Source organism: Clostridium sp. Marseille-P2415, from assembly GCF_900155545.1.
Taxonomy (GTDB): Bacteria; Bacillota; Clostridia; order Lachnospirales; family Lachnospiraceae; genus Lacrimispora.
Genome location: NZ_LT732526.1, coordinates 824518 through 839281, shown reverse-complemented (window position 1 = coordinate 839281; position 14764 = coordinate 824518). Strand labels below are relative to the sequence as shown.

15 protein-coding genes and 1 riboswitch are annotated in these 14764 nt (G+C 45.2%); of the genes, 2 read left to right on the top strand and 13 right to left on the bottom strand.

All coding sequences use genetic code 11. The annotated features are described in order from the left end of the window. Positions 1–24 precede the first annotated feature (24 nt). From hypE to BQ9856_RS08800, 13 genes are all read right to left on the bottom strand, one after another. Entirely contained in the window at positions 25–1026 is a 1002-nt protein-coding gene (hypE, locus tag BQ9856_RS08860; protein ID WP_077610703.1) for a hydrogenase expression/formation protein HypE, read from the bottom strand. Continuing rightward, positions 1016–2053 carry a hydrogenase formation protein HypD gene (hypD, locus tag BQ9856_RS08855; protein ID WP_159441972.1) on the bottom strand — a complete coding sequence of 346 codons (1038 nt, stop codon included), beginning with the start codon at positions 2051–2053 and terminating at the stop codon, positions 1016–1018. The genes hypE and hypD overlap by 11 nt, the downstream gene beginning before the upstream one ends. Further along, complete coding sequence (locus tag BQ9856_RS08850; RefSeq protein ID WP_077610701.1) at positions 2040–2273, bottom strand: HypC/HybG/HupF family hydrogenase formation chaperone; 234 nt, start codon at positions 2271–2273, stop codon at positions 2040–2042. The genes hypD and BQ9856_RS08850 overlap by 14 nt, the downstream gene beginning before the upstream one ends. Continuing rightward, positions 2230–4536: a carbamoyltransferase HypF gene (gene hypF / locus BQ9856_RS08845; RefSeq protein ID WP_077610700.1), complete on the bottom strand. Its 2307-nt coding sequence runs from the start codon at positions 4534–4536 to the stop codon at positions 2230–2232. The genes BQ9856_RS08850 and hypF overlap by 44 nt, the downstream gene beginning before the upstream one ends. After that, on the bottom strand, positions 4533–4790 hold the full coding sequence (locus BQ9856_RS08840) for a hypothetical protein (protein WP_077610699.1): 258 nt from the start codon (positions 4788–4790) through the stop codon (positions 4533–4535). The genes hypF and BQ9856_RS08840 overlap by 4 nt, the downstream gene beginning before the upstream one ends. Further along, a complete protein-coding gene (locus tag BQ9856_RS08835) occupies positions 4783–5244 on the bottom strand; it encodes a hydrogenase maturation protease (protein WP_159441971.1) in 462 nt (153 codons plus the stop codon). The genes BQ9856_RS08840 and BQ9856_RS08835 overlap by 8 nt, the downstream gene beginning before the upstream one ends. Before the next feature lie 45 nt (positions 5245–5289). Next, the gene (locus tag BQ9856_RS08830; protein ID WP_077610697.1) at positions 5290–6600 is read right to left on the bottom strand and encodes a glycoside hydrolase family 27 protein; all 1311 of its coding nucleotides are present in this window, start codon (positions 6598–6600) and stop codon (positions 5290–5292) included. A 75-nt stretch (positions 6601–6675) separates the two neighbouring features. Beyond that, positions 6676–6966 carry a sigma-70 family RNA polymerase sigma factor gene (locus BQ9856_RS08825; protein WP_442855508.1) on the bottom strand — a complete coding sequence of 97 codons (291 nt, stop codon included), beginning with the start codon at positions 6964–6966 and terminating at the stop codon, positions 6676–6678. A 176-nt stretch (positions 6967–7142) separates the two neighbouring features. Beyond that, positions 7143–8321 carry a phosphoribosylaminoimidazolecarboxamide formyltransferase gene (locus BQ9856_RS08820; RefSeq protein ID WP_077610696.1) on the bottom strand — a complete coding sequence of 393 codons (1179 nt, stop codon included), beginning with the start codon at positions 8319–8321 and terminating at the stop codon, positions 7143–7145. A 14-nt stretch (positions 8322–8335) separates the two neighbouring features. After that, the gene (locus BQ9856_RS08815; RefSeq protein ID WP_077613310.1) at positions 8336–9049 is read right to left on the bottom strand and encodes an IMP cyclohydrolase; all 714 of its coding nucleotides are present in this window, start codon (positions 9047–9049) and stop codon (positions 8336–8338) included. Positions 9050–9103: 54 nt separating this feature from the next. Then, positions 9104–9188: riboswitch (ZMP/ZTP riboswitch) on the bottom strand. A 53-nt stretch (positions 9189–9241) separates the two neighbouring features. Beyond that, entirely contained in the window at positions 9242–10633 is a 1392-nt protein-coding gene (locus tag BQ9856_RS08810) for an ABC transporter permease (protein WP_077610695.1), read from the bottom strand. Beyond that, the gene (locus tag BQ9856_RS08805) at positions 10623–12446 is read right to left on the bottom strand and encodes a COG1361 S-layer family protein (RefSeq protein WP_077610694.1); all 1824 of its coding nucleotides are present in this window, start codon (positions 12444–12446) and stop codon (positions 10623–10625) included. The genes BQ9856_RS08810 and BQ9856_RS08805 overlap by 11 nt, the downstream gene beginning before the upstream one ends. Next, complete coding sequence (locus BQ9856_RS08800) at positions 12433–13173, bottom strand: ABC transporter ATP-binding protein (RefSeq protein WP_442855507.1); 741 nt, start codon at positions 13171–13173, stop codon at positions 12433–12435. Before BQ9856_RS08800 ends, BQ9856_RS08805 begins: the two co-directional genes overlap by 14 nt. Positions 13174–13418: 245 nt before the next feature. On the opposite strand from BQ9856_RS08800, the gene pyrB reads away from it, so the two are divergent. After that, entirely contained in the window at positions 13419–14342 is a 924-nt protein-coding gene (pyrB, locus tag BQ9856_RS08795; protein WP_077610692.1) for an aspartate carbamoyltransferase, read from the top strand. Beyond that, entirely contained in the window at positions 14336–14761 is a 426-nt protein-coding gene (locus BQ9856_RS08790; RefSeq protein ID WP_077610691.1) for an aspartate carbamoyltransferase regulatory subunit, read from the top strand. The genes pyrB and BQ9856_RS08790 overlap by 7 nt, the downstream gene beginning before the upstream one ends. The last annotated feature ends 3 nt before the right edge of the window (positions 14762–14764 follow it).

The following is a 14764-nucleotide window of genomic DNA, read 5'->3' as shown; positions in this document are numbered from 1 at the left end:
TTATAATCATACTGCTATGTTCGATCAGCAGATCCTTGGTATTGTCTGTCCCTCTAACGCCGGAATCAGCCTTTTTCCTCCAATACTGGTCTGCAGATAGACAACTTCTTCCTTATCTTCGGTAAAATGACCGATCAGCCCGGCATCCCTGCATCCGGCCAGGTTCTTTAAGGCTTCAAGGATCCTGTGACCAGAGCCTTTTTTTACTACGAGAACCATTCTTCCCTCACTTGCAAGATACAAGGGATCAATTCCCAGGATTTCATTGATGGCTTTCACCTGATCATTGATCGGTATTTGATTTTCATACAGCTCCGCATTATAGCCGGCATTGGTTACGATTTCATTCAGAATGGTTGCCAGCCCCCCTCTGGTCGGATCTCTCATCAGCTTAATATATGAAAGCTCCGTTTCCAAGCCATCGATCAGATAATTCAGCGCACAGCAATCACTGATCCTGTCTGTTTCAATGGCAAGATCATACCGGTCCAGCAATATGGCAGTTCCATGTTCCCCGACCGTCCCGGTTATGATGATTTCATCACCGGGTTCAATCCCGCAGGGGGAATAGTTTTTCGATACAATACCCAGACCTGATGTATTGATAAATAATCCGTCTGCACTCCCTCTTTCAACCACCTTCGTGTCTCCGGTAACGATTTTCACACCGTTTCTTCGGCACTCTTCCCCCATTGACTCTGCAATGCGGCACAGGCTTGCAATATCAAATCCTTCCTCAATAATAAAACCCGCACTTATATATAAGGGCCTTGCTCCGGCAGTTGCCAGGTCATTGATGGTGCCGCAAATAGCCAGTTTGCCGATATCCCCGCCGCGAAAGAACAGAGGTCTGACCACAAAGCTGTCTGTGGTATAGGCCAGTTTTGACGGATCTGCAGTAAAAACAAAGGAATCGCTTAACAGGAAGCCTTTGCTGTTCCCGTAGTGCTTTAAGAACACCTCATTGATCAGCTCACTTGTTTTAACACCGCCGTCACCATGGTATAATCTGATCTTATTTTCCAACCGTTAACCTCCCATATCTGTAATGAGCCGAACACGCTCCTTCGGAAGAAATCATGCAAGGCCCTAATGGATTTTCAGGTGTACAGTTCACTCCAAACTGTATGCATTCATAAGGAGCTTTTATGCCCAGTATGATCTCACTGCACCGGCAGGCGGACGGCCCGAAACATGCTTTTTCAGTCAGGCCGAACTTGTTTTTTACATCAAGCTTTTTATATTTTCCCCGCAAACCCAATGCAGAGTCCGAAACCTGCCCGATCCCTCTCCAGCATCCATCCTCAACTTGATAAACCTCGCTCATATAGTTTTGTGCCAATGGGTTTCCGGCAGTACTGACACAGCGTTCATATAAATTGGAAAAAGCAAGTGGTATCTTCTTTTCTATCTGGTCTAAAAGATGATAAATACCGGCTTTGACATCATCTGCTTCAAAACCGCAAACAACTGCCGGCACATGAAATTCATCCGTAACAAACCGGAACGCCTCTGAACCCAAAACAGCTGCCACATGCCCGGGACAAATGAGTCCGTCTATTCTTTTTCTGTCATCCGTAAGGATCCGGCGAAGCACAGGCTCCATCCGTTTCAGAGCCGTTAGAAAGAACAGATTATCAGGGCCGTTTTCATATACATTTTTAACCGTTGCCGCAATAACAGGTGCTGTTGTTTCAAATCCGACTGCTAAAAATACAATTGCTTTATCCCGTCTTTTTAAAGCCAGCGTTATGGCATCTTCCGGGGAATAGACCGTTACAATATTATGATTGGCTTTCTTATCAGCAAGATTCGAGCCGGTACCTTTCACTTTTAACATATCGCCAAAGGTGGCAAGTATGATATCATCACGGGAAAGCAATTCAATTGCCGCATCAATATAGGACTCATTTGTAACACATACAGGGCAGCCAGGACCAGACAACAGCTTAATGTGCTCCGGAAGCACAGAACGGATTCCTGATCTGGCTATGGACTGTGTGTGGGTGCCGCAAACTTCCATAATCCGGATTATTTTATCAATCTGACTCATCTTCATTATCTTTTACCATCTCATGCAGCGTGTCATTGAGAAATGTATATTCATTTACATCGATCTTTTCAATTGCAAAGCCTGCATGTATTAAGACATGTTCGTCCGGCATAGGTTCTTCTATCAGCTGGATATTAATTTTTTGACGAATGCCCATTGTTTCAGCATAAGCATAATTACCCTGGACCGATGTTATTTTTGCAGGTACAGCAAGACACATAATCACCCTCCTCTAAGATTGATGCCGCCGCAGATGCTTGACCGAAAGCCAGGCCTCCGTCATTTAACGGCGTTTGTTTGTTAAAATATATGTGAAAGCCTGACTTTTTAAGCCCCAATCCTATGTTTTTCATCAGATAAGTATTTTCAAATACCCCTCCGCTTAAAACAGCCTGATTGATCTTATACCTTTCCCTTAACCGGATTGCACAGGATACGGCTGCTTTGCAAACCGTATTATGAAATTTAGCAGAAATAACGGAAGCAGGTTCATGATTCTTTAAATCCAGTAATACACCTGTCAGGATGCTTTTATACCCTAATATTAGCGCACCGTCACTTTCATAGATGGAATAATTGTAATAATCCGTTACTTTTTCATCCAGGATGCTCTCAAGCTCCATGGCTGCCTGTGCTTCATATGAAATGTGGGTACGGCATAGCACAAGAGCGGCAACGCAGTCAAACAGCCGGCCCATGCTCGATGATTCGTAACAATTTACTTTATTCTGTAACGCCTTTTTTACGATTTCTAATGGAACGCTTTGTATATCAGGTAAAAACGGAGCTGCATCTTCATTAATTGCAGAAAGATAGGAGACTGCACATTTCCATGGTTCTTTTATCACAGAATCAGCACCCTGAAGGATAACATACTCCAAATGTCCTGCTCTTTGAAATCCTGCCCGGCTGCCAATAAGAAATTCTCCGCCCCAAACCGTTCCGTCCGTTCCCATACCCGTACCGTCAAAAATGATACCGATTGCATCACCCGTTAATCCACATTCCGCCATACAGCCGGCCATGTGCGCATGATGATGCTGTACGGAAATCAGCTCTTTTCCAAACTTTTTTGCATAGCGGGTCGAAATATAACCTGGATGTAGATCATGGACGGCAAATTGCGGCTGTGCGTTCAAAAGCCGGGATAACCGGTCTATCACTTTTCCATACTCATTGCAGGCATCAAGAAACTTAAGATCTCCCAGATACTGGCTTACATGTGCCGTTTTTTTATGTATCAGACAAACCGCTGCTTTTTGGTCACCCCCCAGAGCCAGAAGCTCCAATGATGTGTTTAAAGGCAGCGCCATCGGAGAATACCCTCTTCCGCAGCGGCTCACCAGCACATCATCGTCGATCACCTTCACGACCGAATCATCAACAGGCGTCATGATCTCACGGTTATGGACAAGAAAATAATCAGCCACCCGGTTTAAATGTTCCACTGCAGCCTTATCCTTATAACAAATCGGCATTCCGCTTACATTTCCGCTGGTCATAACGAGATATTTCATATCATCATCAAATAGGAAATAATGAAGCGGGGAATAAGGCAGCATGACCCCATAACGCTTAAGGCCAGGCGCAATCATTTCCGGCAATACGGAAGAACCGGTTTTATTCAGCAGCACGATGGGACGTTTGTTGTTTGCAACCGTCTCTTCTTCGAGAATGCTCAACGTGCAGATATCCTTTACAGCTTCCATTTCTGAAGCCATAACAGCAAAAGGCCGGTGCGGTCTGTTTTTTCTGTTTCTTAATTTTAAAATTGCATCTTCGTCCTGTGCATTGCAAACAAGATGGTACCCTCCGATCCCTTTCACAGCGACTATCGCTCCTTCTTTTAGAAGCTGCTTTGTTTTCTCAATGGGATCTTCACACTCGATCTGCACGCCGTTTCTGTTTCGCAGGGAATACTCCGGACCGCAGGCCGGGCAGCAGTCAGGCTGCGCATGGAATCTCCAGCTCTCCGGATTTTTGTATTCCTCTCTGCATTCCGGACACATGGAAAAGGAATCCATGGATGTATTGGCCCTGTCATAGGGCAGATCCTTAAGGATGGAATACCTGGGTCCGCAATGGGTACAATTGGTAAATGCATATCGAAACCGTCTGTCCCTGCTGTTTTTAATATCCTTCCGGCATTCATCGCAAACAGCCAGGTCAGGAAGAATCAGACCCTGCCGTGCTTTATCCTCTGAACTGTTTAAAATCCGAAAATCCTTAAAATCCACTTCAGCGCGGGATGTTTTTTTAATTTCATCAATCCTTGCGTTAGGCGGCGGGTCATGGGTCAATTCAAATAAAAAACGATCCAGCCTGCATTTTTCGCCTGAAACCGCTATGAATACCGAAGCGCCCTTATTTTTAACAACTCCGGTAAGCTCCAGGGATTTTGCAGTTTTATATAGAAAGGGCCTCATGCCTACCCCCTGTACAAGCCCGAAGATCTGTATCAGATAGCTCAGCCGTTCCCTCATGAAAGCTTTTCACCTTCTATTTGATCTATGGCCGCGGTGAGCGGTTCTATTTCCCGTTTTTGAACTAAAATGTTTGTCCAATCGCCGATGTGCCCGCTTTTCCTGTCAGCAAAATGTTCCCGAATGCTCTCTTCGCTTATATGGCTGTCGGTATGCACCGTAATTGTCAAATTCAGGATTTTCGCGATAGCATTCTCTTTGCATAAATGATTAATTGATTCATATAAATTCTGGTTTAAAAAGGTATCATGCATAAGCTTTTTCCTCCAATATGATTTTTTTGATTGAATTTTCAATTTCCAGGCAAATTTGCGGCAGTTTGTCTCTTAAAACCGGACTAAGCTCATCGCCGAAACCGATTTCAGCTACCTCAATGCCAATCATATAGCCCCTCAAATGATCCCCATAAAGTTTCATGAGTTCAATCATGCTCATATCATGCTGCATAAAAGAATCGGAAGGTTGTGACATCACCTCCTCAAGGTTTAATACATGAACGCTTCCCGGCTCTGCCCCCATGTAAAGTGCATCCAGTATAAAAACAAAATCATCCTTGTTTAATAAATAGTAGCTGCTTTGGCAGTCCGTTTCACCGATGAGGATCCGAAGCCCCAGATGACTCAGCCGGTTTTCCAAGCTTTCAGCCACTGCAATTGCTATACCGTCATCCTTCATAAACCGGTTGCCGACAGCAACCAATTTCATCATACGGTTTCTCCTTTCTGTAAATAACATTTGTAATATATATGAGCTTTATTGCGAAATATACGTTACATCAGATATGACACGATAGAGTTTTGCTCCATGCTCCGGCAGAACCGGGCACATCTCTTTGGTTTTACAAACAAATGTATTCCCGGTCCACAGCTCGGTAAACTTAAGGCCTGCAAAGCTTTCGAGATCCATAAGCTTTGGTACGACCGGAATAATTCTCTCTTCGTCGGAAAGATTGAATATTGCAAGATACCGGATATTTTCTGCAGCATGTTCACTGTACCATATGCAACGGACCGAATCGCGTTCAAGCTGTCTGGCATTTTCTGAAGTTGTAAGAAGGCTGAGCACTTCCGGATTAGTCAGCAGCTTTATTGTCCAATCATCAAGGAGTGTCAGCTCTCCGCCAATCATCAGCGGGGAACGGAATATGCACCAGAGCGTCATCATGGTAATCTGTTCGTCATGCGTCAAACGGGTCAGATGCTCATCGTTAAATCCTTTCCCAAGCATCCCGACCGGGAGCATATCACAGTCCGGATAGTTTCCTGAGCTCACATGATTCTGCCAGAGCTCACAACGTTCAAACATATTGCGAAGCAGCTTCCAGTCATCCCAGAAATCATTGGTGATCCGCCACATATCAGCATATTTTTCATAGTGCCATGCCTCTTCGATGCGCGCCGGTCCCGGAGAAAGACTTAAGACCATCGGACGTTTGCACTGTTCAATTGCTTCATGGAGCATCCTGATTTCTTTTTTCGCAGACGGCGCATCCATACGGCAGATATCATCGCATTTAATAAAGTCTATCCCCCACTCAGCATATAGGCTTATAATGGAATTGTAATAATCCTGAGAGCCTTCCTCCTCCGGGATTACACCGTACATATCCGGATTCCACAAACAAATGGAATACGGACTTGCAATTTCATTAGCCGTCCTCTCTGTTCCAAGTATTTTTGTATGGGTATGAGCTGCAATCCTTGGTATCCCGCGCATGATATGGATCCCAAATTTCAGGCCCAATCCATGCACATAATCAGCAAGCGGCCCAAAGCCCCGCCCATTGGCTGAGGACGGGAACCGGTCCGGATAAGGAAGCAGCCGTGAATATTCATCCATTTCCACACGCCAGAAAGGTATGTATTGATGTTTGCCGCGCTGCGTCCCGGAATCATGGGAATACCATTCAATATCAACAACAATATATTCCCAGCCAAACTTCCTTAAATGAGCGGCCATGTAATCCGCATTCGCTTTAATCCGATCCTCATTTACGGTCGTATCATAATAATCATAGCTATTCCAGCCCATGGGAGGGGCCGGTGAAAATAAATTCTTGTTCATAAAATCATCCTTTCATGGTAAAATATTTGATTATCTTAATCTTATTATAACAAAGGAAGGATCCCTTGCATCAAATCAGAGCCGCTGTGATAGGATTTCATTCTCCACACATTTCGCCGCATAAGTGGCTAGTCTTGAACCTCTGTCCGGGTGGAAGGTGTTGACGGCCTTAATCAGTCCGATGGTCCCCACAGAAAGAAGGTCCTCCATATCATAATCCGTATTCTGATATTTTTTTGCCACATGCGCCACCAGGCGCATATTCCGCTCGATGAGTGTGGCTCTCGCCTCCTGATCCCCTTTCTGGTATCGTTCCAGACACTCTCGCTCCTCTCGCGCAGTTAACGGTTTGGGAAAAGTTTTCAAAGAAAGCCACCTTAAACTTACTTACTCTCATTTTATGCCAGCCTTCTGTTTAAAGTGCTTTTACAAAAAATATTGGCTGGTACTTATTTTCCTGTTTGATGATTGTTCCATAAAAAAGGCCGGATAAGATACCAGGACATTCTCCTGACCGCTTATCCGGACCACAAATGGATCGTTTAGTGATGGAACAGGCGAATCCCGGTAAATGCCATCGCCATACCATATTTATTGCAGGTTTCAATCACCTGATCATCGCGGACCGAGCCTCCTGGCTGGGCCACATATTTCACCCCGCTCTTATAAGCCCGGTCAATGTTATCTCCAAAGGGGAAGAATGCATCCGAGCCCAATGAAACTTCCGTCATCTTGTCCAGCCACGCCCGCTTCTCTTCCCGTGTGAATACGGTTGGCTTCACCTTAAAAATGTTCTCCCATCTGCCGTCTGCCAATACATCCATATATTCCTCCCCAATGTAGACATCAATGGCATTGTCGCGGTCTGCACGGCGGATGCTGTCTACGAAAGGAAGTTCCAGAACCTTTGGCGCCTGACGTAGGAACCAGTTGTCCGCCTTGCTGCCCGCCAGCCTGGTACAGTGAACGCGGGACTGCTGGCCGGCCCCGATCCCAATAGCCTGTCCGCCTTTTGTGAAACAGACGGAATTGGACTGGGTGTATTTTAAAGTAATAAGGGAAATAATCAGGTCAATCTTTGCGGATTCCGGGATTTCCTGATTATCCGTTACCACATCCCTTAAAAGTCCCTCATCAATCCTTAAATCATTTCTTCCCTGCTCGAATACGATTCCATAAACCTGCTTTCTCTCAAGCGGTTCCGGTATATAGTCCGGGTCTATCCGGATTACATTATAATTGCCGTTTTTCTTGGATTTTAAAATCTTTAAAGCCTCCGGCTCATATCCCGGTGCAATCACGCCGTCAGACACTTCCCGCTTGATGATCTTTGCGGTATCCGCATCGCAGATATCGGACAGAGAAATGAAATCTCCAAAGGATGACATGCGGTCCGCCCCTCTTGCCCTTACATAGGCGCAGGCCAGCGGAGAAAGCTCTTTCATGTCGTCTACCCAGTAAATCTTTGCAAGGACCGGGTCAAGGGGCAGACCCACCGCAGCGCCTGCGGGCGATACATGCTTAAAAGAAGCCGCTGCAGGCAGACCGGTTGCTTCCTTTAATTCCTTTACCAGCTGCCAGCCGTTAAATGCATCCAAAAAATTGATGTAGCCTGGCCGGCCGCTTAAGACCTCAATCGGAAGCTTCTTTCCCTCCGGCATGAAGATCCTTGACGGTTTCTGATTTGGGTTACAGCCGTATTTTAATTCTAATTCATTCATCTTCTGCGCTCCTGTTATTTGTTCTTATTCACAATACGGGTCTCATAAGTCTCTGATTCCGTATCAATATACCTTACAAAGAGTGATACCTTATTCTCTTTGTTTAAGCTTTCCCAGATCAAAGCAGTGAATTCATCTATATCGTCAAGAGTTTCTACAAGCTTCGGTTCCCCCTCAAAGCTTGGCAGGGGATTTCCGTCATGCATATAGGTATGAATAAAATGAGCTTCCCCTGCCGCCGGATTCTCGTAGGCAAAGGTATAGCGGTTGCAGGAATCAGGATTCCCATGATTGCTCTTTAGAATGGACATGGCGTAATTAAAACGCCCTCCCTCCATGTGAATGATTCCGGAAATTCGGGGAGTATAATTCGGACTGTCCGGCTCAAATTCCCTGCACCTTAAAGACTGTTCAAAGGTCAACTGTATATCCATGCCTTCATAAATGGTATCAGTCTGGTCCCCGTTGGTCACTATGGTCTTATTGCCCATGACCCGGACCGGGGAGTAAATAATCAGACTGGGGTCTGTAAGCTTTAAAGGGTCAAATGCCTGGGTGCGGATCCCCTCCCCCTCCTCCACAAATACCCGGTTACGGCTGTTCTCACTTCTTCCCATGATAAAGTAAGCGGCTACTGCCTTTGTTCCATCCGGTGTTCTGCCCATGACAATGCCTCTTCCCGGATACGAATTTTTCTTTAAATCGTTTTTTAAAGAAATCAAATTCATCAGATCTGGTCCTCCCTTCTCAATAAAAACGCAAAAAACCGCCTGGGCATCCCATAGCGGTGCCCAGGCGGTCGGCTTCTTGTTTGTATCGTGCTCCCCGTGGTGTAACTCCACTGATCCGCCAGTCGCACGTACCTTGTCTATCATCATATAATATTCCCGCCGGAAATGCAAGTAATTTTTCCGAACCTGCTATTCGTTCCGTATCGCAGCCAGCGGACTCAGCTTCATGGCCCGTAAAGCGGGGAAAAATCCTGCAGCCATGCCCACAAAAACAGCGAACCCAACGGCCGTCAGGGAAAGCCACAGCGGAATCCGGGATAAATCCCCCGGCATATCTGTCATAAAATGGCCGGCAAGAAACTTGTTTATGAGGAGCGATACCGCATAGCTGAAAAGAATTCCGGTTATTCCCCCTAAAAAGCCGATAAAACCGGACTCCAAAAGGAACATGTTCCTAATATTCTTCATATCGCATCCCAAAACCTTCAGGATCCCGATTTCCTTTGTTCTCTCATAAATGGACATCATCATGGTATTGGCAATCCCGATCGCCGCTACAAACAGGGAAACAGCTCCGATTCCGCCCAAAAGGGCCTGAACCATCTTCGCCTGCTTCTGGGACTGCTCCAGCCATTCCATATTGCTGTTAGCCTGGTACCCCATATCCGTAATGGCCTTCTGCACAGATGTCACATTGGCCATGTCATCCACCTCCACAACTGCCTGATCATAAATAAAATAGCTGTAGGGTTTTCCTTTTTTATTGGTTGGCTGATTGGGAATCGGCTTTTTTTTGAAAATTTGTTTTAACTGGGTTTTAAGCGCCTCCAGATCCACATAAACATTATAACTATAGTTGTTCCAGTCCTCGGCTCCGCCTTCCACCAGACCAACGGTTGGCAGAAGATACTTTTTCGGCGGTTTAACGGGGGTTCCGCCCTCTGTGGTACCGCCCCCTGTAGTGCTGCCCCCTGTAGTGCTGCCACTCTGAGCCTGATAATAAGCATCCGTATCAAAGATCACAAACAGAGGTCTATTCATAAAATCGATGTCTGGTATGCTGGAAGCATCTTCATAATAACCGGAGTTATTGCTTTTCGGATTACTGAAACGCCTGGCGACCATATTTCCGATAACCATTTGAAGTTCCTTTTTCCCCGGATCCGGAAGATGGCCTTCCTTTAATGTAATATTATTCATATAATCCTGAGTAACGCCGACAAGGCTCACATTCGCCTGATAAGCTCCCTGAGTCATAAGAACATTCGCCTCCAGCAAGGGAGAGACTGCAGTAACGTGATCGATCTGTTCAAACTGTGCAATCACATCATCCGTCATGTATTCAGGCTCCTTACTGCTCTCATTCCCTCCCATCATGGCGTTCGAATAAACCGAGATCTCTGTCAGGCTTCCATAAGATGCGATCTGTTCCATGGTAAGTTCATTAAAGCCGATCCCCAAAGACACCATGACAACAATGGAAGCCGTACCGATCAAAACTCCCAGAACCGTTAAAAATGTCCTTAGCTTCCTGCGTCTTAAGTTATTCACACTCATGGAAAGCAAATCGCTAAATCTCATTGTCTATTTCCTCTTCTGCCGCTTTCTTTTTCTTTCTGCGCCTTTTCAGAATAATAACAGTACCTATGGTTCCGGCAGCCAAAACAGCAATCACCGAAGGAATGATGATTTTCCCGTATTTAGAAACCCCTGCCGGCTCTGTGTCCGCGGGAAAATCCCCGGAATCATCCATTCCCAAATTCTGGTCCGCCTGCTCCGTTACCGTCAGAGTTATCTCCTTCTCAATGGGGTCGCTGGCCACTCCATTTTCATCCTCATAGGTAATGAGAATCTTGATCTTTCCCTCATCCATGGTGGGGGCTGCTCCGGTGATCATAGCATCTACATTCCCGGATTCTCCCGGTTTAATATTTCCTACATAACTGTTGGTCTGCTGGATCGAATCCCCGACAAAAGCCACCATTACATTATAAAGAAGTACTTTTCCCGTATTATTAATGGGGAACATCACATTTGTCTCGGAACCTACGGAAATCGTATCCGGCATAACATCAACGGTTCCCGTATTCAAACGGGCCATTTGTTTTACCGGAATGTTCACCGTCACTTTTTCTTCGGCATTTTTAAACTCCGGACTGTCGTACTTTTCATTGATGGTTATGGCATAAGTCCTCTGATCCACCCAGGCCCCGGCCCGAAGCTTCACCTTCACATCCGTTGTCTGGCCTGCTCCAAGGGAATTAACAACAATGGAGGAAGAACCGGCATCTATGGTAAACACTGCACTGTCCGTAACCTTCTCTGATTCCAGATTAAAGAGGATATTGCTGGCCGCAACATCCTCGGAGGCGTTCTTCATGTGAAGGAGCAGTTCAAATTCATCTCCTGCATAAACCGTCTCCGGATTTGTTTCGAAACCATCGACAATGATTCTGGCCTTTGTTCTGTCGTTGGCATTAAACTCCCCGGTCTCTTCTTCTTTATCCTTATTCTGTACCTTTACATAGAAAATCTCTTCTGATTTCTGGATATCCCCCTCTGTGCTGTCCCGGTATTCAATGGTAAAGGTAATCGGATAGTATCCGCTGTAAACATCCTTGCGGATCGTCATGCTGTAGGGGACTTCAATCGACTCACCCCCGCCGATCCTGTCATAATGCCGGGTATAGTTTCCATCGCTTATATCAAACGGAAATTTGGTGCTGTCCTGATCCAGCTTCATCCGGATGTCTACGTCAAAGGCCGTTATATTGGAAGAATTGCGGACATTCATATTGAAGTTCATCACTTCCGGAAATGTTCCGGAGGGCGTATTCTGGTTTTCCCCCAGCTCAAATTGGATCGTTCCCTCCGTATCGCCGGATTCCGTGGTGGTGGAAGACTTTGTGATCCAGATATTAACCTTTTCATAACTGGCATGGGACCCTCCGGTTTTCACCTCCAGGGGAACCATGTAATAGCCCTCCGATATGTCTCTGCGCACTCTCGCTGTCAAAGAAAAATTCTTAGAGCTTCCGCTCTTTACCGTTCCCAGTATTTTCGCATCAAACGTACTGGTAGTAATCTCAAAAGGGAATACATCTCCGGTGTACCTTGTCTCTTCATCACCATCATCGTCTTCTGTGGCCTCATACTCTTCCTCTGCCACAGAACGGTCAAACATGACTGCAACACCGTTTAAATCATTGCTTGTATCATTGGTAAAAACCATATTAATGGTAACATTTTCCCCGGTCTTGCCAGACGGAGTCTTCTTAACATCTATGTAGGTATTCTTACTTAAGTCATACTGCGCAAACGATGCAGACGGCATGGCCGCAACGATCATGAGGGCCGCAAGCAGCCACAGAATTCCTTTCCTACCCCTCTTCATATCCGATGTCCTCCTTCGTATCCTCATGATGCTGCTCCTCAATCTTAAATATCTTTCCATCCACAATGTGGAATTGCCTGTCTGCGAACTTCGCGATGTAATTATCATGGGTAACCATGACCAGCGTCTGGTTCTGCTCCTTCACGATTCTCTGCATCAGGCCCAGAATCTCCTTTGTGGTCTTTGAATCCAGATTTCCCGTGGGCTCATCCGCAAAAATTATCTGAGGATCTACCGCAAGCGCTCTGGCAATGCCGACTCTCTGCTGCTGTCCTCCCGACATTTCATTGGCCATATGCTTCATCTGTTTCTCAAGCCCAACAAGCTTTACGTATTCCTTTGCCTTTTCATTCCTTATTTTCCTTGGCACCCCACGGAATGACATAGGCAGTGCAACGTTCTCCACTGCATTCATGGTCTTTAAAAGATTATAGGACTGGAAAATAAAACCCACATGCTTTCTTCGGAATGAAACCAGCTGGTTTTCCGAAAGCTTCTCAATATGCTTTCCGGCAATGACGATCTCTCCCTTTGACGGTTTTTCAAGGCCCGCCATCATATTTAAAAGGGTGGATTTACCGGAACCGGAGGGTCCCACTATCGCACAAAATTCCCCTTTGTATATGGTAAAATCCACACCGTTTAACGCATAGACCTTGGTATTTCCCACTTTATACACCTTATATAGATTCTTAACCTGAATCATAGGTGTCTTACCTTCCGTCAAAGCAGATACCCCCCTTAATTTATTTTGTATACACATTATACAACAAGATATTTGAATCGGTCATTCTTTATTTTCTTACACTTTATTAAATATTCCTTACAGGAAAAAATTACCGGTTCCCTGGAAAATAAAACCATACGCAGAGATTATATCATAAATTGAAAAAAAGTGTGGAAATATTCCAATGAATACTATATAATGGGATAGAATTTGAAACCATAACTTAGTGGATAAAGGAGATTCTTATGAGACATTTACTTAACCCGTTAGACTTTAGTATGGAAGAAACAGGACAACTCTTAGATCTGGCGAAAGACATTGAAGAAAATCTTCCAAAATATTCCCATGTATGCGATGGAAAAAAATTAGCGACATTATTTTATGAGCCAAGTACAAGAACCCGTTTGAGTTTCGAAGCTGCCATGTTGAATCTGGGCGGCAGTGTACTGGGCTTTTCTTCTGCTGATTCCAGTTCTGCCGCGAAAGGGGAAAGTGTTGCTGATACCATTCGGGTCATCTCCTGTTACGCAGATATCTGTGCCATGAGACATCCGAAAGAAGGCGCTCCACTGGTAGCTGCCAATCATTCCGGCATACCGGTGATCAATGCCGGGGACGGCGGGCACCAGCATCCGACCCAGACGCTGACCGATTTACTTTCTATCCGTTCTTTAAAAGGCCGTTTAAATGATTTAACCATTGGTCTCTGCGGCGACTTAAAATTTGGCCGTACGGTACATTCTCTGATCAACGCTCTGGTACGTTACGAAAACATCAGATTTATCTTAATTTCTCCCCCAGAACTACGGGTACCTGAATACATCCGGGAAGATGTTTTAAGGGCCAACAACATTGAATTTGTTGAAATGGACAGTCTTGATGATGCTATGCCGTCTCTTGATATCCTTTACATGACGCGCGTCCAGAAGGAGCGTTTCTTCAATGAGGAAGATTATATCCGTTTAAAGGACTGCTACATTCTGGATAAAAAGAAAATGAAGCTGGCAAAAGATGATATGTACGTTCTTCATCCCCTTCCCAGAGTCAATGAAATCTCTGTGGAAGTTGACGACGATCCCAGAGCTGCTTACTTCAAACAGGCGCAGTACGGCGTTTACGTGCGCATGGCTCTTATCATGACATTACTGGAGGTAGAAAAATCATGTTAAATATCAGCGGATTAAAAGAAGGAATCGTATTAGACCACATAGAAGCAGGCAAAAGCCTGGAGATTTACTATAATTTAGGCCTGGACAGGCTGGATTGCCAGGTAGCCATCATAAAGAATGCCAGAAGCAATAAGATGGGGAAAAAGGATATCATAAAAATCGAAGGCGGGCTGGATCACATTGACTTAGACATCCTGGGATATATTGATCATAACATAACCGTCAATATCATACGGGATAATCTGATCGTGGAAAAGAAAGCATTAAGCCTTCCAAAAAAGATCACCAATGTAATCCATTGTAAAAACCCCCGCTGCATCACCTCCATCGAACAGGGACTGCCCCATGTATTCTACCTGGCCGATGAAGAGAAGGAAACCTACCGCTGCAGGTACTGTGAAGAAAAATATACGAAATAACCC

Coding starts and splice junctions, on each gene's coding strand:
- BQ9856_RS08805 (WP_077610694.1), bottom strand. CDS start 12,446: ATGAAGAGGGGTAGGAAAGGAATTCTGTGGCTGCTTGCGGCCCTCATG.
- BQ9856_RS08820 (WP_077610696.1), bottom strand. CDS start 8,321: ATGAATGAATTAGAATTAAAATACGGCTGTAACCCAAATCAGAAACCG.
- hypD (WP_159441972.1), bottom strand. CDS start 2,053: ATGAGTCAGATTGATAAAATAATCCGGATTATGGAAGTTTGCGGCACC.
- hypF (WP_077610700.1), bottom strand. CDS start 4,536: ATGAGGGAACGGCTGAGCTATCTGATACAGATCTTCGGGCTTGTACAG.
- BQ9856_RS08810 (WP_077610695.1), bottom strand. CDS start 10,633: ATGAGATTTAGCGATTTGCTTTCCATGAGTGTGAATAACTTAAGACGC.
- BQ9856_RS08815 (WP_077613310.1), bottom strand. CDS start 9,049: ATGAATTTGATTTCTTTAAAAAACGATTTAAAGAAAAATTCGTATCCG.
- pyrB (WP_077610692.1), top strand. CDS start 13,419: ATGAGACATTTACTTAACCCGTTAGACTTTAGTATGGAAGAAACAGGA.
- BQ9856_RS08850 (WP_077610701.1), bottom strand. CDS start 2,273: ATGTGTCTTGCTGTACCTGCAAAAATAACATCGGTCCAGGGTAATTAT.
- BQ9856_RS08840 (WP_077610699.1), bottom strand. CDS start 4,790: ATGCATGATACCTTTTTAAACCAGAATTTATATGAATCAATTAATCAT.
- BQ9856_RS08830 (WP_077610697.1), bottom strand. CDS start 6,600: ATGAACAAGAATTTATTTTCACCGGCCCCTCCCATGGGCTGGAATAGC.
- BQ9856_RS08835 (WP_159441971.1), bottom strand. CDS start 5,244: ATGATGAAATTGGTTGCTGTCGGCAACCGGTTTATGAAGGATGACGGT.
- BQ9856_RS08790 (WP_077610691.1), top strand. CDS start 14,336: ATGTTAAATATCAGCGGATTAAAAGAAGGAATCGTATTAGACCACATA.